19 protein-coding genes and 1 tRNA gene are annotated in these 21,161 nt (G+C 37.1%); 12 read left to right on the plus strand and 8 right to left on the minus strand.

All coding sequences use genetic code 11. From position 1 onward, the window contains the following. The first annotated feature begins 29 nt into the window (after window positions 1-29). Together gcvH and gcvP are read left to right on the plus strand one after the other, a co-directional pair. Window positions 30-422: a glycine cleavage system protein GcvH gene (gene gcvH, locus AACU95_RS13955; RefSeq protein WP_004248528.1), complete on the plus strand. Its 393-nt coding sequence runs from the start codon at window positions 30-32 to the stop codon at window positions 420-422. Window positions 423-530: 108 nt separating this feature from the next. After that, a complete protein-coding gene (gene gcvP, locus AACU95_RS13960) occupies window positions 531-3,407 on the plus strand; it encodes an aminomethyl-transferring glycine dehydrogenase (RefSeq protein ID WP_004248527.1) in 2,877 nt (958 codons plus the stop codon). A 97-nt stretch (window positions 3,408-3,504) separates the two neighbouring features. Here the strand turns inward: gcvP and AACU95_RS13965 are convergent, their stop codons facing one another. Both AACU95_RS13965 and ygfZ read right to left on the minus strand, forming a co-directional pair. Then, entirely contained in the window at window positions 3,505-4,107 is a 603-nt protein-coding gene (locus AACU95_RS13965; RefSeq protein ID WP_004248526.1) for an HD domain-containing protein, read from the minus strand. A gap of 26 nt (window positions 4,108-4,133) precedes the next feature. Further along, window positions 4,134-5,120 (minus strand): tRNA-modifying protein YgfZ, encoded by a 987-nt coding sequence (ygfZ, locus tag AACU95_RS13970; protein WP_004248524.1) that lies wholly within the window; start codon window positions 5,118-5,120, stop codon window positions 4,134-4,136. A 260-nt stretch (window positions 5,121-5,380) separates the two neighbouring features. Between ygfZ and sdhE the strand changes: the two genes are divergently transcribed. Together sdhE and AACU95_RS13980 are read left to right on the plus strand one after the other, a co-directional pair. Further along, window positions 5,381-5,656: an FAD assembly factor SdhE gene (gene sdhE, locus AACU95_RS13975; protein WP_026090407.1), complete on the plus strand. Its 276-nt coding sequence runs from the start codon at window positions 5,381-5,383 to the stop codon at window positions 5,654-5,656. Window positions 5,657-5,963: 307 nt separating this feature from the next. Next, complete coding sequence (locus AACU95_RS13980) at window positions 5,964-6,371, plus strand: protein YgfX (protein WP_004244035.1); 408 nt, start codon at window positions 5,964-5,966, stop codon at window positions 6,369-6,371. A 100-nt stretch (window positions 6,372-6,471) separates the two neighbouring features. Here the strand turns inward: AACU95_RS13980 and fldB are convergent, their stop codons facing one another. After that, window positions 6,472-6,990: a flavodoxin FldB gene (fldB, locus tag AACU95_RS13985; protein WP_004244033.1), complete on the minus strand. Its 519-nt coding sequence runs from the start codon at window positions 6,988-6,990 to the stop codon at window positions 6,472-6,474. A gap of 107 nt (window positions 6,991-7,097) precedes the next feature. On the opposite strand from fldB, the gene xerD reads away from it, so the two are divergent. The 6 genes from xerD (at window position 7,098) to AACU95_RS14015 (ending at window position 13,554) form a co-directional block, all read left to right on the plus strand. Continuing rightward, window positions 7,098-8,039: a site-specific tyrosine recombinase XerD gene (gene xerD, locus AACU95_RS13990; RefSeq protein ID WP_004244032.1), complete on the plus strand. Its 942-nt coding sequence runs from the start codon at window positions 7,098-7,100 to the stop codon at window positions 8,037-8,039. Window positions 8,040-8,072: 33 nt separating this feature from the next. Next, entirely contained in the window at window positions 8,073-8,780 is a 708-nt protein-coding gene (gene dsbC / locus AACU95_RS13995; RefSeq protein ID WP_004244030.1) for a bifunctional protein-disulfide isomerase/oxidoreductase DsbC, read from the plus strand. A gap of 9 nt (window positions 8,781-8,789) precedes the next feature. Continuing rightward, window positions 8,790-10,523 carry a single-stranded-DNA-specific exonuclease RecJ gene (gene recJ, locus AACU95_RS14000; protein ID WP_004244029.1) on the plus strand — a complete coding sequence of 578 codons (1,734 nt, stop codon included), beginning with the start codon at window positions 8,790-8,792 and terminating at the stop codon, window positions 10,521-10,523. A 171-nt stretch (window positions 10,524-10,694) separates the two neighbouring features. Further along, a protein-coding gene (prfB, locus tag AACU95_RS14005; protein ID WP_096043105.1) for a peptide chain release factor 2 occupies window positions 10,695-11,793 on the plus strand; the annotation gives its coding sequence in 2 pieces (ribosomal slippage) (window positions 10,695-10,769 and window positions 10,771-11,793; 1,098 coding nt in all). Between the two features lie 8 nt (window positions 11,794-11,801). Beyond that, a complete protein-coding gene (gene lysS, locus AACU95_RS14010; RefSeq protein ID WP_004244024.1) occupies window positions 11,802-13,316 on the plus strand; it encodes a lysine--tRNA ligase in 1,515 nt (504 codons plus the stop codon). Window positions 13,317-13,480: 164 nt separating this feature from the next. After that, a tRNA-Gly gene (locus tag AACU95_RS14015) sits at window positions 13,481-13,554 on the plus strand. A 357-nt stretch (window positions 13,555-13,911) separates the two neighbouring features. Here AACU95_RS14015 and AACU95_RS14020 read toward each other — a convergent pair. The 3 genes from AACU95_RS14020 to AACU95_RS14030 all read right to left on the minus strand — a co-directional run bounded on the left by AACU95_RS14020 (window position 13,912) and on the right by AACU95_RS14030 (window position 15,688). Next, window positions 13,912-14,121, minus strand: a complete 210-nt coding sequence (locus tag AACU95_RS14020; RefSeq protein ID WP_004244007.1) for a sigma-S stabilization anti-adapter protein IraP — start codon at window positions 14,119-14,121, stop codon at window positions 13,912-13,914. 307 nt (window positions 14,122-14,428) lie between these two features. Then, on the minus strand, window positions 14,429-14,638 hold the full coding sequence (locus AACU95_RS14025) for a hypothetical protein (RefSeq protein ID WP_004244005.1): 210 nt from the start codon (window positions 14,636-14,638) through the stop codon (window positions 14,429-14,431). A 501-nt stretch (window positions 14,639-15,139) separates the two neighbouring features. After that, the gene (locus AACU95_RS14030) at window positions 15,140-15,688 is read right to left on the minus strand and encodes an NADPH-dependent FMN reductase (RefSeq protein ID WP_161737097.1); all 549 of its coding nucleotides are present in this window, start codon (window positions 15,686-15,688) and stop codon (window positions 15,140-15,142) included. Window positions 15,689-16,150: 462 nt separating this feature from the next. Between AACU95_RS14030 and AACU95_RS14035 the strand changes: the two genes are divergently transcribed. Further along, a complete protein-coding gene (locus tag AACU95_RS14035; protein ID WP_004244003.1) occupies window positions 16,151-16,603 on the plus strand; it encodes a hypothetical protein in 453 nt (150 codons plus the stop codon). A 5-nt stretch (window positions 16,604-16,608) separates the two neighbouring features. Continuing rightward, window positions 16,609-19,224, plus strand: coding sequence for a sugar transporter (locus AACU95_RS14040; protein WP_161737098.1), 2,616 nt, complete (start codon window positions 16,609-16,611; stop codon window positions 19,222-19,224). 57 nt (window positions 19,225-19,281) lie between these two features. Here AACU95_RS14040 and AACU95_RS14045 read toward each other — a convergent pair whose 3' ends face one another. Then, window positions 19,282-20,142 (minus strand): T3SS regulon anti-activator ExsD domain-containing protein, encoded by an 861-nt coding sequence (locus AACU95_RS14045; RefSeq protein WP_017627942.1) that lies wholly within the window; start codon window positions 20,140-20,142, stop codon window positions 19,282-19,284. Between the two features lie 66 nt (window positions 20,143-20,208). Further along, complete coding sequence (locus AACU95_RS14050) at window positions 20,209-21,045, minus strand: helix-turn-helix transcriptional regulator (RefSeq protein ID WP_161737099.1); 837 nt, start codon at window positions 21,043-21,045, stop codon at window positions 20,209-20,211. Window positions 21,046-21,161: the final 116 nt, after the last annotated feature.

The raw sequence follows: 21,161 nt of genomic DNA on the forward strand, positions 1-21,161 counted from the left end.
ATTATTATTTTAAATGGAGAGTACGGTCAATGAGTCAAATACCTAGTGAATTAAAATATGCGCAATCTCATGAGTGGATCCGTTCTGAAGGCAATGGCGAATACACTATCGGCATCACTGAACATGCTCAAGAGTTGTTAGGTGATATGGTGTTTGTTGATCTTCCTGATGTAGGCAGTGAAGTTGATCTTGGGGATGATTGTGCTGTGGCTGAATCAGTAAAAGCTGCATCAGATATTTATGCCCCATTATCTGGCGAAATTATTGCAGTAAATGAGGAGTTAGATGGTTCACCAGAGCTGGTTAATAGTGATCCCTATGGGGATGGATGGTTATTTCGCATAAAAGCAAAAGATGAAAGCGAATTAAACGATCTCCTTGATGCGGCTGGCTACCAAGAGTTAGTTGAAAACGAAGAGTAAAAATAAACGCCTCGTCATTAAAAAGTCGGGGCGTTTTTATTTATCAGCCTATTTTCAAATCAGTAAAAACAGCTTATCCATTTATTGTGAATTCAGGAATTACCCGCAATGACACAAACTTTAACTCAATTAGAATATCGTGATGAATTTATTCGTCGCCATATTGGCTCATCGCCAGAACAGATTAAAGAGATGCTTGATGTTGTTGGCATCTCCTCATTAAATGAATTAACACAAAAGATTGTTCCCGATAATATCCAATTAGCAACGCCGCCTAATGTCGGAGGGGGGGCTACTGAACAAGAAGCATTAGCAGAACTAAAAGCGATAGCCCGTAAAAATAAACGTTTTACCTCTTATATCGGTATGGGATATGCGCCTTCTGTATTGCCTCCTGTTATTTTACGTAATTTGCTAGAAAATCCAGGTTGGTATACCGCTTATACTCCTTATCAGCCAGAAGTTTCTCAAGGGCGTCTTGAATCATTACTTAACTTTCAACAAGTAACCATTGATTATACCGGCATGGATTTAGCCTCTGCTTCGCTATTAGATGAAGCTACTGCTGCCGCTGAAGCTATGGCAATGGCAAAACGTGTTAGTAAACTAAAAAATGCGGAGCGTTTTTTTGTCGCTGATGATATTCATCCCCAAACACTAGACGTAGTAAAAACCCGAGCTAACACCTTTGGTTTTGAAGTGATTGTCGATAAAGCTGAAAAAGTGTTAGAGCTAGAAGGTGTCTTTGGAGTGCTATTACAGCAAGTCGGCACAACCGGTGAAATTCATGATTATAGTCAGCTCATTAGTGAACTAAAAACGCGAAAAATTATTACCAGTGTAGCGGCTGATCTAATGGCACTGGTGTTATTAACGGCTCCAGGGCAGCAAGGAGCGGATATTGTATTAGGCTCAGCCCAACGCTTTGGGGTGCCAATGGGATATGGTGGTCCACATGCTGCTTTCTTTGCCTGTCGAGATGAATATAAACGAGCCATGCCAGGACGTATTATCGGTGTCTCGCGTGATGCTGCAGGTAACAGAGCGTTACGTATGGCAATGCAAACTCGTGAACAGCATATTCGCCGTGAAAAAGCTAACTCGAATATTTGTACTTCACAGGTATTACTGGCCAATATTGCTGCCATGTATGCGGTATATCATGGGCCTGAAGGTCTAAAAAATATTGCTCAGCGTATTCATCGCTTAACGGATATTTTAGCCGCGGGTTTAATTCAAAATGGCATGACATTACGCCATCAGACATGGTTTGATACTTTAACCGTTGAAACAGCGGATAAAGCGGGTGTATTACAACGTGCTAAAGATGCTGAAATTAACTTACGAACCGATATTGTTGGCGCAGTAGGTGTCACTTTAAGTGAAGTGACGACTCGCGAAGATGTTGTCAGATTGATTGAGATTATCAGTGGTAAAGCTTTCTCTGATGACATTGATACATTAGATGCACTGGTAGCTTCTTCATCGACCTCAATTCCAACGGCAATGTTGCGTAAAGATGCGGTGTTAACCCATGAAAACTTCCATCTTTATCACAGTGAAACTGAAATGATGCGCTATATGCATCGTTTAGAAAATAAAGATTTAGCGCTTAACCAAGCAATGATCCCGTTAGGCTCATGTACTATGAAGCTTAATGCTGCGGCTGAAATGCTGCCGATCACATGGCCTGAATTTACCGAAATGCACCCATTCTGCCCACCTTATCAAGCGCAAGGCTACCAGATAATGATTGAGCAGCTATCTAATTGGTTGGCTGCCATAACGGGTTATGATGCGATGTGTATGCAACCTAACTCAGGGGCGCAAGGGGAGTATGCTGGCTTGTTAGCTATTCGTCGTTACCATCAAAGCCGAGGAGAAGGAAATCGCCATATCTGTTTAATTCCAAGCTCAGCCCATGGTACAAACCCTGCATCAGCCCATATGGCGGGTATGACGGTGGTTGTCGTGGGGTGTGATGAAAATGGTAATATCGACATTGCAGACTTAAAAGCGAAAGCAGAGAAGCACCAAGCTGAGCTTTCTTGTGTGATGGTGACTTATCCTTCAACCCACGGTGTTTATGAAGAGGGTATACGTGAAGTTTGTGAGATCATTCATCAATATGGCGGACAGGTTTATCTTGATGGCGCCAATATGAATGCGCAAGTGGGGATCACGACGCCAGGCTTTATCGGCTCTGATGTATCACACTTAAACTTACATAAAACTTTCTGTATCCCCCATGGCGGTGGTGGCCCAGGTATGGGACCTATTGGCGTAAAAGCACATTTAGCGCCATTTGTACCTGGACATAGTGTCGTTGAAATGGACGGTGTTACGACCCAAGGTGCCGTGTCAGCAGCACAATTTGGTAGTGCCTCAATATTACCTATTAGCTGGATGTACATCCGTATGATGGGCTCAGAAGGGCTTAAACAAGCGAGCCAAGTAGCGATTTTAAATGCTAACTATATTGCTCAACGCTTAAAAGATGACTATGACATCCTCTATTCTGGGGCGGAAGGTTATGTTGCCCATGAATGTATTATTGATATTCGTCCACTCAAAGCTAACTATGGTATCAGTGAAATGGATGTGGCGAAGCGTCTAATTGATTACGGCTTCCATGCGCCAACCATGTCATTCCCTGTTGCGGGGACATTAATGATTGAGCCAACAGAATCTGAAAGCAAAGTTGAAATTGACCGCTTTATTGATGCGTTACTCTCGATTCGTGCTGAAATTGCACAAGTCGATGACGGGGTATGGCCGATTGATGATAATCCGCTAGTGAATGCACCACATACACAGTATGAATTAGTGCAAGAATGGTCACATAGCTATAGCCGTGAATGTGCGGTATTCCCAAGTGAAGCAACGAAACGCAATAAATATTGGCCGGCAGTAAAACGCCTTGATGATGTTTATGGTGATCGTCATTTGCATTGTTCTTGTGCGCCAATAAGTGATTATGAATAAAGGTTAATTTAGCGCTATTACTAAATAAAATACCGAGGGTAAATTCAAAATCTACCTTCGGTATTTTTTTGGTCAGTATCAAATGAACAGCAAAAAATTATTTTAACCAGCCTTTTTTCTGAGCCTCTAGTAATTGAGGATAGAGGTATTGCCAAAATTCTGGCCACTGTTTTTCGATAAATAGATTTCGTGCAATCACTTGTTCTAAACGGATATTATTTTCAACCCAGCTTTGCCCTTCGTTATGTAGATTCATTAACATTGGCATTGCGCGATCTAAAATATTGGCAAATTGTGACTCAGGGGTTTGTGCTGCATCATATTCAAGCCAGAGATTAAGAAAATATTCACTTTGTGGTGCAGGTAACAACGAAAAAATACGTCTGGCTGCTTTTTGCTCTTGCTCTTTAATCGCTTCACGAGCAGCAACATCATAAACCATCACATCGCCAGCATCGATTTCGACAATATCATGCACTAAAGCTAGCTGGATCGCTCTACCTATATCAATATCACCGGCATAAGGTTGAAAACTCATTGCTGCAACAGCAAAGTGCCAACTATGCTCAGCGGTATTTTCAGCACGGCTATTGTCTAATACATTATTTTTGCGGTAAACGCGTTTGAGTTTATCAAGTTCAATAATAAAATTGATGGTATCTGAAAAGGGGCCAAAAGCCCCATTAGTTTGTTGTGTCATAAAAATCCGTTCATATGGAAGTGCTATCACTCATCTTCTAAAGAGTAAGGCAAAGGTTTAATCGTTAAGCGGCTGGTGGTATCACCTTGGACACGAAATACGCTGTCAGCATCCATATCATTATTCATCACCACTTCGGCGATAATCGTGTTATCGGCCATACGAACCGCACTTAATACCGTGCCTGTTTTGCGCCATTTATCTTCACCTAATTGCCACTCAACGCTACCGCCAATGTCGGGCAATTGTGCTGCGCCACCTGATAACAGATACATAGCACGTTTATTTGCGCCTCTGAATTTGGCACGAGACACCATTTCTTGACCTGTATAGCAACCTTTTTTAAAGCAAATACTTAATGGTAATGCTTGTAAGTTAGTCGCTTGTGGTAAGAATTGTTCGATATTAGGGGTATCAATAATGGGATAACCCGCCTCGATATCAAGGGCTAACCACTGGTCACTATCACTGGTTTCTGCGGGCAATGTCGTGGCTAGTTTTTTGGCAGTCTCTTCATCTGTAACAATTAAAAAGCGCTCTGTAGGTAACGGGAGTTGCAGTAAGTAGCTATTTTGGTGATTAACCACTTCATTGGCTTTACGGGGGATCTCAGGGAAGAATTCCGCTAAGGCTTGTGCCGCGCCTTGCCCCGCAAGTCCTAATAACACCGCATCTGTATTTTCAGTAAAAGTCACTTTTGAAAATACGGCGTATTTTTTAAGCTCAGTAAGTTGTTTTTCAGCAACATTTTTCCGCAATATATAAGCAAATCCTGCTTGTTGATGGAAAATGCGCAATGTACTCCACATTTTCCCTTTAGCTTCACAATGAGCGGCTAAAGTGTGCTCTGTAGTCGGTAATGCGGCAATATCCGCTGTTAGTTGGCCTTGTAAGTATTTTTCACTATCAGCCCCTGTTGCAGTTATCAATGACCAATCATCTAAAGAGATCAAGGTGAGTGGTAAATTGATTGCGGCATGAGGGCGTTTTGTCTGAGTAGAATTTTGAGTCATGACATCACCCGCTATGTAGTTAATCCGATACACTGTTTATGGTAAAAGAGTCACAAGACAATGCAAGTCATTATTATTTTCAGCGCACAGAAAGAATTTTGTGCATAACAATTTATTGATGCTTCAAAGCGTTGCTATTGGACGAAAGCGACAAATTGTGATCATTTTGATGTTAAAAAGGGTGCGATAAGACTATCATCAAGGCAGGAAGAAATAGTGGTATTTCTTGAAGTGAACATATTAAAGAGCAGAATATGACTATCGATATAGAAAATAAAGCACGAATAAATTGGGCATGTCGCCGTGGAATGCGTGAACTAGATATTTCTATCATGCCTTTTTTCGAAAACGAGTACGACACACTCTCTGATGACGACAAAAGGCTCTTTGTTCGTTTACTTGAATGTGCTGATCCTGATTTATTTAATTGGTTGATGAACCACGGCCGCCCTGATGATGAAGATCTTTATTACATGGTAAAGTTAATTCAAGAGCGTAATAGAATTCGTATGGCTGAAATTGTTAATAAGTATTAGTACTAATAAAAATAGAATATAAAACCAAGTGCATTAAATAAAGCCTGAAGTACTAAGTATCACGCCCTTATTCATTAAATGAATAAGGGCGTTTTAGTAAGTAAAAAACGAAGAATAGAAAATTTTAATGAGGTAATATTAAATTTTAGTGACAATAATTTTGCGTGGCATTTCAAAGAAAAAATAGAGGATCGTCATTTTATTTTTTATATTCTCCTTTTTTTACAAAAATCAGTTATGCTATTAAAAAACGACGACGATATCTTGTTGTAATAATAAGATATTAAAGCAGGAGCTAATATCACTCGTGACTTTATGGAAATCACATTTAACAGTTTCTTGGTTTACACAGTTATTTTCAACTAGTGTTTACGTTATTTTTGAAATAGCATTGCTGTTATATCCTTGGCCACCTGGCTTTATTTATATCTGGGTTCCTTTGTTACTTTTACTTATATTAGGTTGGTATTTTAGCCAAAAAAATATCAATAAAAGGAAAGGGGATTTAGTGCTGCTTAATGGCAATCGTATTCAATGGAAATATCATGAATGGCAGATTGCAAAACAACCGTGGATCAGCCGATTTGGTGCAAAAATAACGTTAGATTCTATCTTAAATAATAAGCAAATCACGCTATGGGTTGCTTTTGATAGTATGCCGGAAAATGAGTGGCGAAATTTTTCACAACTGCTGATGCAATACCCAGATATTTAATTCTGGGTATGTATATAAACCGTTAGAATGCTTACTGATTGACTAAGGTTAAAAGTGTTACCTTGCGGTAGATAACCTGAAGCAATAGATTGATTGCGATTTACAAGTTTTCTTCTATTTCTCGTAAAATTTGCATACACCACTGTGATAAACGTTCATCACTTTCTTCAAATTGATTCACCTCATCTAATGCGAGCCCGACAAAATGTTTACCATCATCAGTAAGTGGTTTAGGACTGGTAAATTCATACCCTTCAATAGGCCAAAAACCGATAAATTTAACACCACTTGGCAGTAAATGGTGGTAGAGCATACCTAATGCATCTAAAAACCATTCACCATAATCAATTTGATCACCCATTCCATACATAGCAACGAGTTTATCTTTGAGATCTAATGTTGGTAGCGTTTCCCAAATTGCGAGCCAATCTTCTTGGATCTCACCAAAGTCCCAGGTTGGAATACCTAAAATAAGAATGTCATACTCTTGCATCAGAGTAATATCGCACTCTTGAACATTATGAAGATCAATAAACTCTTCACCGAGAATGTCACGAATTTTCTCTGCCGCCATTTCGGTATAACAGGTGCTGGAACCGTAAAATAGACCAATTTTCATAAAGATTTTTAGGATATTTTTGCTAATAAAGGTCACTATTGTACCAGAAAACTTTTTCTATGAGGCATAATGTACAAGTAACAACGTAAAGAAGAGAGAGTAAACCCGTGACCCAGACCAAGTTATCGACACAAACGACAACAGATAATAACCAAGAAGATAATGACGTTATCATAGAACAATTTCTCGATAGTATTTGGCTAGAGCAAGGGTTATCTGCGAATACACTCAGCGCTTATCGTTTAGATTTGCAGGCGTTAAGCCAGTGGCTGGTCACACAAAAACTCAATTGGTTATCGGTGACGACGTTAGATTTACACGCTTTTCTTGCCACTCGTTTGGATGAGGGCTATAAAGCAACCAGTGCGGCACGACTGTTAAGTACCTTACGTCGGTTTTTCCAATATCTTTATCGTGAGAAATTACGCCAAGATGATCCCAGCGCTTTGCTTTCTACACCTAAATTACCCAAACGTTTACCCAAAGACTTAAGTGAACAGCAAGTAGAAAATTTACTTAGTGCTCCTTGTATTGATGAGCCAATAGAATTACGCGACAAAGCGATGCTTGAGGTTCTTTATGCCTGTGGATTACGGGTTTCTGAGCTAGTAGGATTGTCTTTATCTGATATTAGCTTACGGCAAGGGGTGTTACGTGTGATAGGTAAGGGCGATAAAGAACGATTAGTTCCTTTAGGTGAAGAAGCTATTTACTGGTTAGAACAATATCTGCAATATGGTAGACCAGCCCTTATGCAAGGGAAAACCGATGATATTGTGTTTCCAAGCTTAAGAGGCCAAAAAATGACGCGACAAACATTTTGGCATCGTATAAAACATTACGCGGTGATCGCCGGAATTGATTCAGAGAAATTATCACCCCATGTGTTGCGGCATGCCTTTGCAACACATCTATTAAATCATGGAGCAGACTTGCGTGTTGTACAGATGTTATTGGGGCACAGTGACCTCTCTACAACACAGATTTATACCCATGTTGCTACAGAGCGCTTAAAAGTGCTTCATCAGCAACATCACCCAAGGGGATAACCGCCGAATGGCTGGTGTTAAATAGGAATTCAAATGAAAAAGAAATTACTCTGGTTACCCATTTTATTCAGTATGGTGTCAATGCCAGTGTTTGCAGATAACGCTGCTATTAAAGCGCAACTGGCAAAAATGCAGATAAAAGCAGAGAGCATTCAACCGACACCGATAGTGGGTTTAAATGCAGTGCTTTCTGATAAAGGCATTTTTTATATTACTGATGATGGGAAATACCTTACAGCAGGGCCGATTTATAATATTAATGGTGAGGAGCCTGTCAGTATCGCTAATCAAGTGATCATGAAAAAAATTGATTCACTTAAAAATGAAATGATTGTTTATAAGGCTGCTAATGAAAAATATGTGATCACTGTTTTTACCGATATTAGTTGCCCTTATTGCCAAAAATTGCATCAAGAAGTACCAGAGCTAAATAAACAAGGTGTCACGGTACGTTATTTGGCTTTTCCTCGTAACGGGGTGAAAAATAATGTGGTCAGTCAACAGATGAATGCCGTATGGTGTAGCGGTTTTCCTAAAAAATCACTCGATAGTGCGTTTAAAGGTGACAAAATTATTGCGATTGATGACTGTAAAAAAATTAATATCAATGAGCATTTTAAACTTGGCACTATGATGGGCATTCAAGGTACGCCTGCGATTGTATTACCTGATGCGAGTATTTATGGCGGATATATATCGGCGACTAATCTACTTGAATTATTAAATAAAAAAGAGAAGTGATAGCGTTTTATGGTTACTATTGAACCGACATTACGTCGGCGTGTGGCGAAAGCAACAGCATTGCCAGAAAGCCTCGATCCCTTATTACGGCAAATTTATGCCAATCGAGGTATTACCTCTGAAACTCAGCTCGAGCGCTCGTTAAAGGGCTTATTGCATTATCAAGATTTAAACGGTATTGATGTTGCTATCTCTTTATTAGTTGAGGCATTAAAGCTGCAATCGCGGATCGTTATTGTAGGGGATTTTGATGCCGACGGTGCAACCAGTACAGCTCTTGCTATTAAAGCGTTACGGCAAATGGGATTTCAGCAAGTAAGTTACCATATTCCTAATCGTTTTGATGATGGTTATGGACTTAGCCCTCAAGTGGTTCATGATGTGGCGAAGAAAGGCGTAGATCTGATTATTACGGTTGATAATGGGATCTCCTCTTTTGAAGGTGTTGATGTTGCTCATGAATATGGTATCCGTGTATTGGTTACTGATCACCATTTGCCGGGTCACTCCCTTCCTCAAGCTGATGCAATTATCAATCCTAATTTAGCGGATTGTGCCTTTTTGTCGAAATCATTAGCGGGTGTCGGTGTCACTTTCTATTTAATGACCGCATTAAGAGCTGAATTAGAAAAACAAGGTTGGTTTACAGCACAGGGATTAGCTCGCCCCAATATGGCCGATTACCTTGATTTAGTCGCATTAGGCACGGTTGCTGATGTGGTTCCTCTTGATGAAAATAATCGTATTTTTGTTTATGAGGGATTACGCCGTATTCGTGCAGGACGTTGCTGTGCAGGGATCAAAGCCTTGACGGAAGTTTCACGTAAAACGTTGTCACAATTAGTCAGCAGTGACTTAGGTTTTGCATTAGGGCCAAGACTTAATGCGGCAGGGCGTCTTGATGATATGTCTGTTGGCGTTGCTTTACTGTTAACTAATGATATTGGTGTCGCCCGTGAAATTGCCAATGAACTGGATGGATTAAATCAGACTCGTCGTGAAATAGAAGCGGGAATGCAAGAAGAAGCGTCGACAATCTTTCGCCAATTTATTACTACCCAAGATGACTTACCGAATGGATTAGCTATTTATCATCCACAGTGGCATCAAGGTGTGGTTGGCATTCTCGCCTCACGAATTAAAGAGAAACTGCATCGCCCAGTGATTGCTTTTGCCCCAAGCGGTGATGGTTTACTAAAAGGCTCAGGACGCTCTATTCATGGTGTACATTTGCGAGATGCATTAGAACGTTTGAATACGTTAAATCCGGGATTAATGGTGAAGTTTGGTGGCCATGCGATGGCGGCCGGACTATCTCTGGAAGAAGATAAATTTCCACTTTTTCAGCGTCACTTTTCGGCACTTATGGCGGAATTAGTTTCTGCTGAACAATTACAAGGCGTGATTTTAACAGACGGCGAGTTAAGCGACAGTCAGTTATCTTTACCTATTGCGGAAATGTTAAGAGAAGCAGGGCCTTGGGGACAAGCCTTTCCTGAGCCACTTTTCGATGGCAAATTCACCTTACTACAGCAACGTATTGTGGGAAGCAAACATTTAAAAATGATGCTTCAACCGATAAATAGCCATGTAATGATTGATGCTATTGCATTTAATGTTGATGTTAATATATGGCCGGATAACAGTATTAAAACGGTTGAGCTTGCTTACCGATTAGACGTCAATGAATTTAGAGGACAGCGCAATGCACAACTGCTGGTGGAGCATATTTGGCCTTGCTAATCGCGATAGATAAGTCATTTTATGGTTGTATTGGGCAGCGCGCTGTTATGAGCACAATAATCCGATAGACAATTGTATATAAATGCTATAAACCCGCGCTGAGATCCGTTACAATATGCGGTTCAAAATTTATTCCAATTGTTTTTAAAAACAACGTTAAGACGAAAAAGTATGTTTGAAATCAATCCAGTAAAACACCAAATTGAAGAAGTCGCTGAGCGGACTCAAGTCCTCAGGGGGTATCTTTGACTATGATGCCAAGAAAGAGCGTTTAGAAGAAGTCAACGCAGAATTAGAGCAACCTGACGTGTGGAATGAGCCTGAAAAGGCGCAGGCGTTAGGAAAAGAACGCTCATCTCTTGAAGCTATTGTAGAAACAATCGACCAACTCGAACAAGGACTAGAAGATGTTTCTGGTTTACTTGACCTTGCTGTTGAAGCCGATGATGAAGAAACATTTAACGAAGCAGTTGCTGAGTTAGAAGGATTAAACAAAAAGCTTGAGCAATTAGAGTTCCGTCGTATGTTCTCTGGTGAATATGACAGTGCTGATTGCTATCTTGATTTACAAGCAGGCTCTGGCGGTACAGAAGCACAAGATTGGGCAAGTATGCTAATGCGTATGTACTTACGTTGGGCTGAATCTAGAGGCTTTAAAACAGAAATTATTGAAGAGTCTGACGGTGATGTTGCAGGTTTAAAATCAGCAACAATCAAAATCATAGGAGAATATGCCTATGGTTGGCTACGTACAGAAACCGGGGTTCACCGTTTAGTGCGTAAAAGCCCATTTGACTCAGGCGGACGTCGCCATACTTCATTTAGCTCTGCTTTTGTTTACCCTGAAGTTGATGACAATATTGATATTGAAATCAACCCAGCCGATCTGCGTATCGACGTTTACCGCGCATCAGGCGCTGGTGGTCAGCACGTTAATAAAACAGAATCTGCGGTACGTATTACCCACGTTCCTACTGGGCTTGTCACACAATGCCAAAATGATCGCTCTCAGCATAAGAACAAAGATCAGGCAATGAAACAGATGAAAGCGAAGTTGTATGAACTGGAAATGCAAAAGAAAAATGCAGATAAGCAAGTGATGGAAGATAATAAGTCAGATATTGGCTGGGGTAGCCAAATCCGCTCTTATGTTCTAGATGATTCACGAATTAAAGATTTACGCACTGGTGTGGAAACGCGTAATACACAAGCAGTGTTAGATGGTGATCTCGATAAATTTATTGAAGCTAGCTTAAAAGCGGGCCTGTGAGGAAAAACATGTCGCAACAGCAACAAGGTGCGGAGCAGGCACCTGATTTAAATAACGAACTGCAAACTCGCCGCGAAAAATTATCAGCTTTACGTGATAATGGTAACGCATTCCCAAATGATTTCCGCAGAGATGCCATGTCTGACGAATTACATCAAAAATATGATGCAATGAGTGCAGAAGAGTTAGACGCTGCTAATGTGGAAGTTGCTATTGCAGGTCGTATGATGACTCGCCGTATTATGGGGAAAGCATCTTTCGCTACATTGCAAGACATGGGCGGCCGTATCCAGCTTTATGTCTCTCGTGATGATCTGCCTGAAGGCGTTTATAACGAGCAGTTTAAAAAATGGGATCTCGGTGATATTTTAGGTGGCCGTGGCCGTGTATTTAAAACCAAAACAGGCGAACTGAGTATTCATTGTACTGAGTTACGTTTACTGACTAAAGCACTACGTCCGTTACCTGATAAATTCCACGGTCTAGCTGACCAAGAGACACGTTATCGTCAGCGTTATTTAGACCTGATCTCTAATGAAAATTCACGTAATACTTTTAAGATCCGCTCGAAAATCATGTCTGCTATTCGCCAATTTATGGTGAATAAAGGCTTTATGGAAGTAGAAACACCGATGATGCAAACTATCCCAGGTGGAGCAAGTGCACGTCCGTTTATCACTCACCATAACGCGCTAGATATTGATATGTATCTACGTATTGCACCTGAATTATATTTAAAACGTTTAGTTGTTGGTGGGTTTGATCGCGTTTTTGAAATCAATCGTAACTTCCGTAATGAAGGTGTATCACCACGTCATAACCCTGAGTTCACAATGATGGAACTCTATATGGCTTATGCTGATTATCGTGATCTTATCGAATTGACTGAAGAGTTATTCCGTACATTAACTCAAGATGTATTAGGTTCGACTATCGTTAAATATGGTGATGAAGAGTTTGATTTCGGTAAACCGTTTGAAAAACTGACCATGAAAGAAGCTATTTGCAAATATCGTCCAGAAACCAATATGGCTGATCTAGATGATATGGATAAAGCCGTTGCTATTGCTCAATCTATTGGTATTAAGATTGAAAAGAGTTGGGGGTTAGGCCGTGTTCAATGTGAAATTTTTGAAGAAGTAGCTGAAAGTCATTTGATCCAGCCAACTTTTATCATTGAATATCCAGCAGAAGTTTCACCACTGGCTCGCCGTAATGATGATAATCCATTTATTACCGATCGCTTTGAGTTCTTTATTGGTGGTCGTGAAATCGGTAATGGTTTCTCTGAGCTTAATGATGCGCAAGATCAAGCGGAGCGTTTTGAAGAGCAAGTGCGTCAAAAAGAAGCGGGTGACGATGAAGCCATGTTCTTTGATCATGACTATATCACTGCATTAGAGCATGGGTTACCACCTACAGCAGGTTTAGGTATTGGTATTGACCGTATGGTAATGCTATTTACCAATAGCCATACTATTCGTGATGTTATTTTATTCCCAGCGATGCGTCCGGGAAAATAATTGTTGAGTCACGATAAATACGCTATATGAAAAAAGCCATCGTAAGATGGCTTTTTTATGTCTAAATTTCAAGGGATTACACTCTATATTGTCTATTTGATAACCATTTAAATAGGCAGGGGATTGCCGTTAAAATTTGCTGGAGTATAATCAGAAAATCTACTGCGGGCGTAGTTCAATGGTAGAACGAGAGCTTCCCAAGCTCTATACGAGGGTTCGATTCCCTTCGCCCGCTCCAAACTTAACTCACCTGAAGTCTATCAATTTTCATTTTCTGAATATATGGTTATCTGTGATCTAGGATTTGGCGAATTTTATTAAATAGATAAATCAGCAAGAAATAGATAGCAAATACCTAAAAATATTGCATTGATAGATTTTATATTTTAACTGTATGTAATTTATTAATAAATTTAATAATTCTTTGTGTTGTTGTTTTTTTATAACATGGCAAATAATAGCTATATATTATAACTCAATCAATCATTGATGATGTCATATTAAAATAACTCAGCATTTATAGATATAAAGCTAAAAATAATGAATAACAATATAAATAGTTATAGCTATTTACTGATAGTGATGTAAATCACAACTATTTTTGGAGTATCTTTTTTATGTATTGTTCGGTTTTTTCTATTATGTCTTGGTATTGTGGATGTTCAGCATAAGCATTTCTAATGGTTTTGTTTATATCATATATAACAGATTCCTTTTGTTTATTTGTTAATGTAAGTAATAGTGATTTTAAAATCACTTTTAATGCCGCAACTTCATGTTCTATGTTAACTAATTTTTTTTCCATATATTCTTCCGAGGAACTATTACGATAGCAATGCGATAATTTTGCATATTAATTAATTATTTAAGTAAATCCAAGTAAAAAATGTATTAGTACAGAAAGAACGCTTTTACAAATGCGCTTTATCTAAAGTGATCTATTTTATTAACTTAATCACTGGAGGATAAAGATAGAGTGTAAGAGGTTATATTTGACTTAAGTAATAGAAAAGAGTGAACGTTATTTTAGTAAAAAGAAGAGCATAGGATGCAATATTGTGCATCCTATGATGTTAAATTGGTGGGGAAACCATTAAAATCATATAATGAGTTTATGCTTGGATAAGTTTTTTCACATATTGCTCAGTAAGATTTATAACTTCATTGTGATGTGGATATCTGCTTGAAGTATCTTCAATAACTAAAGATATATTGCCTAACATATCGCGTCGTTGCTTATCATTTAATGCACAAAGTAGAGATTTAGTGACTATTTTTAAAGCAGCGAGCTCGCATTCGATTTCTCTTAAGTTGTTATCCATGATTTACCTGTCAGTATCTAATGGATTATTAATATAAGTAATTTTTTTATATATCACAATTATAGAAAGAGATTATTGAGAGATATAACGCACAATATGTTTAATAGGCGCAAGATGTGTGAAATGAGTGATAATAATTATTTCCCCTTGTTTTGGTAACTAAAGTAATATCTAATTTATTAGTTTTTATGAGCTAGATAGAAAGAATAACAATAATGATTTTATTGATTGGTTTTTAAATTGTGCTAACTAATAGACTAAAAATACCATACCACTTACTATTTTAAATAGATTATTAAATGTCATTTTTATACATGAGCTACTTGCTATAATAAAGTTAGTTATTATTAGGAGGTACTATTTAAATATTGATAATTAATAGTTAATTATATTTTTATTGATTGGTTAGCAAGTTAGTTTTACTTTTCCTCTCTTTAAAATAAAACAGAGTGTAATTATTATAAACCACACTCTGTGAAATCTATTTAGGACTATTTTAAGCTATTTTTGATTATGCTTTACAAAGTTAATATAGCTATTAACCCAGTTTTGCATAAAACCTGCTGTTTTTTCAGAAAACTGACCGTTTTCTACCATTCCATCATACCATTTTAAAAAACATTCTGGTTGATTTAAGGTTGGCATATTTAAAAATGCTAATGAATTACGCAGGTGCTGTTGTGCAATAGCAGTACTAATATTACCGATTGAAACACCGATGATACCAGCAGGAAGACTATCCCATGCATTAGTACCATAAGGGCGAGAGGCTTGATCTAACGCATTTTTTAGCACACCAGGGATTGAGCGGTTGTATTCAGGTGTCACGAAGATAATGCCTTGGCATTGCTTAATTTGTTGCTTAAACTCGACAACGGCTTCAGGTGTTTTGTCGTCATCATCTTGGTTGTAGAGAGGAAGAGTACCGATATCAAGGAACTGAAAAGTAAATTCTTGAGGAAATAGCGAGGTTAATGCTTTTGCTGTTTGTTTATTATAGGAATCTTTTCTTAAGCTTCCGACTACAACACCAATGTTAAAATGACTCATCTTAACTCTCCTATATTGAAGGATAACAATGAATATCAATTACTATTTTGATATTCATATTTTGATTTTATCCTGATAATAGAAAACAGCAACAAAATAAAAGTAATTATAACACATTAAAAGAGTATTATTTTACACCTTATAAAGGTAATTAAATGATAAAATTAGATGTTATTATTTTTCTGATTATCTGCTATTATCTTCATTGTGTAGAAATAACTGCTTCTAACACGACAACATTTTTCCAATTAAAAATACCGATACTCATTTAATGATGATTTTAATGTGACGGATGCAATGTTGTAAGAAAAAATAATGAAATGAAAGGATAGGAGCCGTTATTGTCATTTATGCGCTAGGTTATTGACTTAGTACGCAATAGACAATAGAAAATTATAATAAGATAGCTTAAAATGCGATACTACATACGCTCTTATTTAGACTGATCGGAATTAAGGAAAAATGATGTCCTTATTGAAAAATAAAAACAATGTTTTAGCTCTGTCTATGGCAGTTACTGTTCTCACACTATCGGGATGTAGCATTTTATCTGGTGATAGCCAACCTGTGGAGGTGGTGCCAACACAGGTGCAATCCACGGTAACTTCACCTGCTGATAATAATTATCAACAGATGAACGTAGGGGAGCAAAAACTGGCATCACAAACAGCATGTATCAAGCAACTTGATTCTTTAAAAACATTTTCACCAGCAGAGTATAAATCTATGGTGGATGAATTTAAGGAAATCAGTGAAATTAATGCGTTATACCGTAGTGTTGAAAATACCGCTAGTAAAGATAGCTTAGCATTATTAAAAATGAGTATCGAATCTAAGACCGAAGTACTATGTGCTAAAGTGCGCTATCTTTCGGTTATGTCTGTGAATTCGACACTGAAGAAATTAGGTGAATAATTACTATGAAATTAAAGCAGAGTGCTTGTCTCGCTTTTATGATGTTTCCGGCGCTGTCTTTTGCTAATAATGAGTTTAATTTTGTCATTGAAGATTTTGACCGTTATTTAGAAGCACAACAGCCCGTTGATATTAAGCCTGAACCCTCTGCAACAATTTCATCTTCATCTACTCCCGATCAGCGTAGTGGAACGGTGCGTTCCACTGTGACATTAAAGGAAAAGCCACCACAAAAACCACAACAAAAAATTCAGCCTAAACAGCCTGTTGTACGGAATGAACATCAAACCGTGGTAGGCAATGAGCATTGGTCAGTAGTGGCGACTCCCTCTGTACCTCAGGTGACTTTGTCTGAACAATGCTCTGTGGTATCTACAAATACCAACAAAATAAACAGTGATTACACTCATTATTTAACACCACTGCTTTCGTTTGTACCGATTAAACCGCAATTTACCCCTGAGGACTTGAATCGGTATTATCAAAGTAAATCCGTGGTCTATAATCCTCTAATGCTTTATACGCGTAAGCGTTATCCAGGGCAGCCATATCAGTCTACTGATAATACTTTATTAGATTTCATTCCAAATACAGTGTATTCAGTGACTGAAATACCTTTTCATTTTTTATATCAATTTAAACGTTCTTTGCTTGACCATAAGCAACCTCTCTTTAATAAAGAGCTATTAAATCGTTTAGCAAATACTCGCGAAAAATATCAACGTCTGTATCAGAAATTTACTGAACAAGCCGCGTTATTAACTGAAAGTTTAACTAAACTGCAAACCGCAGAAGAAAAAGTTCAACAATTAACAGCGGAATTGGCAAAAACGCAAGATAAACTGGCTGTAGCGAATAATTTACTTAATGATGATAGCCTAAAACAGTCTGTGGCTAAGTTACAAAATGAATTAGCACAGTCTAAAAAAGAGCAGGATACGTTGCTTGCACAATTAGCTGAAAAAGATCAGTTGCTGTTTGATGCGACAGAAAAAAATAAAGTATTAACTAAACAGCAAGAAGATTTTGATATTCAGGCACAAAAATTAAATCAATTGACTACCCATGTTGCTCAACTTGAGCAACAAAAACAGCAGCTACAATCACAATATGGGCAGGCTCAACGGTTATTAACAAATAACAGTGCTAAAAAAGAGATTGAGGTACTACAAAATTCTTTAACTAATTTATCAGCAGTGCGCCAATCTTTAGAAAATCAATTAGCTAAAAACAAAGCCTCTTTTGAAGCTACTCTAGCTAAGAATAATCAGTTAATTGATACCCAACGCCAACAGATAGCTCAACTTAACGATCACATAAAAAAAATAAACCAAGAGCAACAACAGTTAAATCATTCGTTAGTGACTCTTCAACAACAAAAAGCACAAGCAGATGATCAATTAACACAGATCCCAGCGTTGAAGCTTGAGTTACAAAATAAGGTTAATGAATTAGCTGAGCTGAAAAAAAGTTTATCTACGGGTGAGAAAGCTTTTGATGCTTTGATTTCAGAAAAAAATGGTGTAATCGCTAAATTAGAGAAAGCTCAGGCAGATCTTGCCAATAAGTATCAAGCATTGGATACCCAATTTAAAGAGAACAATACCACCATTGGGCAACTTAAAGAGAGCAAAATAGCGAACGATAACGCTTATGCTCAATTAGAGAAACAACTAGCAGAAAAACAATCGCTTACTGATAAATTAACGACACAATTAACACAAGCTAAAGATCAGTTAGCAAAACAAAATTCTGAAAGTAACCAACTAATTGCTTCATTAAAACAGCAGCAAGTAGAATCGACGGCTCAATTTAAGCAACAAGAAAGTGTTTTAGCGAATTCTCAAAAAGAGTTTAATGAAGTCTCTAAGCAGCTTGAAGCTCAGCGTGCGCTAACGAAAACACTTGAAGAAAAAGAATTAAAATTAAGTGAGCAACTAAAAGAAAAAGAGAGTGAAATTAAAAAAATAAATAGCGAAAATGCGAATGCTCAAAAAGAGTTTAATGAAGTCTCTAAGCAGCTTGAAGCTCAGCGTACGCTAACGAAAACACTTGAAGAAAAAGAATTAAAATTAAGTGAGCAACTAAAAGAAAAAGAAAGTGAAATTAAAAAAATAAATAGCGAAAGTGCGAGTGTTCAAAAAGAGAATAAAACATTAAAACAGCAATTGGATAAAGCTATGGGAGAAGGGCAGATTATTGCAAGTCAGCTTGCATATGCCTATTCAATTATCGGTAAAGATAATGCCCAACGAAATAAATCAATTCTGTTGGAAATACAAAAACAGAACTATGTGCAATACGATGATAACACTTACTTTAAAATCCTAAAACAAGGGAAACCTGTGGATTCAATTGCAGGTAAAACAGTTGTTTTCGCTATGCATGAACAATTAACCGATGGTACAGTAACACTTAATTATGACAAAGCTAAGCCGTTAATTTTACCATACCGTCAACTTCCACTGCCTCTTAATACTTTTGTTGCTAAAGCAGGCTTAAATGGCAAAGCTAAAATTTATATTAAACCTGATGGCGGGTATGGGAAAGATGGTATCCCAGGGCAAGTACCTCCAGAATCGATGTCTATAGTGACAATTGAAATTTTAGCTATCAAATAGCACCCTTTAATAAATTACCGTTGTCAGCTCTTCTATAAATAATGAAGAGCTGATATTTTATACATGCCACATAAATTCATCATTAATTAAACATAAAGAGTGTTCTACTAGCCAGTGTTTTAGTTTTTTACAATTTTCAGGGTGTTGTGGAATAGTGATTAAAATATCCCATAATGGTTGTAATAACTCAGAATGCGGTTGTGTATTTTGTAAGTACTCTAATGTATTATTTATTTTTTTATTGAATACCGGCTCTTTTTCCCAAGCTTCTATAACTAATTTAATATCCTTTTTCAACAAATCATCTATCACGACGAACCGTGCTTTATCAGCTTCTAATTTTGTTTTTATATCTTCTAAAGATAAAAAAGAAGAGGCTATATTTGATGGTTCCTTTTCTTCAAATAATTTAATGTTTTCACATTGATTAATTTGATATTCGAGCTCTTTTTTTATCTCATAAAGTGTAAATATATGCGGTGTTATATGTTCAACCCACCAAATAAAAATAGGTTTTATGATAGCTTGAATAAAACGTGCATGATCAGCAATGTTGATTTTTGCATTTAAAGCGTTCCAATTAATATCTGATATATTAGATTGGTATTTATCAGCCAAATTTACTACGGCATTAATATTTTCTTTAGTTAATGGCACTGAGCAATGTTTTTTGCGTAAAAACCATGTGGATTGCAATAAACTGTCTACAGCTTCACGGCATAATAAACGAGATAATATTTTAATTTGTTTCTCATTTATATCATTATTTGTAATAAGTAAAGAAAACTGAAGATTAAATAAATTATCAACAGTTTTCTTATTTTCATCTGCCATCATTTTTTTTAGCAAATTAAAATAACGATAATATTGGTATTTGCTAGTATTAGTTTGTCGCTTTATCACAATAGTTTCACTCATCAGAACAAATTTTGCATATTCTAGCGATGAATTGAACGATGATATTATGATAATAGGTCGGATTTTTTATAATTTTAATTTAAGATGTCTCGCTTTACTCGGTGTCATATTAAAACGTCGATGATAGCTTTGTGTAAAGTAAGATTGGCTAGAGAATCCTGATTCCATAGAAATATCGACAATACTCATTTCTGTTGTTAATAATAATTGATGTGCGTAAATAATTCTTCTTTCGCATATCCATGTTCTTGGCGATGTTCCATAAACATGATTAAATAACTCTTTAAATGTGGTGAGACCCATACCAAACTCGCGAGCAAACTGTTTTAGCTTCCAATTTTTTAGATGGTTTTTTTCCATAAATATTTTCAAGCGATCAACTTGCCTATGACTTAATTGGCGTAGTAACGCCATAAGATTGGCACCTTGTTCGGAAGAAAGTAATAGAATGAGCATTTCTTCAATACGTAATTGAGTAAAAGTATCTGGACAATTTTGTGAAGAAAGATAATCAAAACCATTACTACAAAAATGGATCAGAGGTGAGTTTTCAAAACAGATAAAAGCCGATGAGAAATTTTCCTCTCTATCGATATTACTGAGAATATCACTATTTTTTGACATGAAATTTCTTAAGAAATCATCAGAAAGAGGAATATAAATTGTTTCACAAGGCTCATTGCCTAGCGTTTTTATGGTATAATTTCCTTGTTGTAAGAAAATAATCTGATCTTTGTTAATAGTTATTGTATTTGTGCAGTTTTGTAATACCAGCGCATTATTTCTGATTATGTATAAAGCTTTTTGGTTATTTTCTAATATTTGATATTGCGGATAAAAATAAGAGAGTTTTTGAATAACGCAATCTTGTTTAGTGTTTTCACCACATTGTATTGTATTCATTTTTCGCCCAAAATTATTATATAAGTATCACTGTATTTAATACCAATAAATAAAAAGAATATAAAGTAGTAGCTTCTTTATTATTTAAAGAGTATTAAAAATAAAAAATAGAATGT

The sequence above is a fragment of the Proteus sp. G4415 genome (assembly GCF_963896075.1).
Classification (GTDB): Bacteria; Pseudomonadota; Gammaproteobacteria; order Enterobacterales; family Enterobacteriaceae; genus Proteus; species Proteus mirabilis.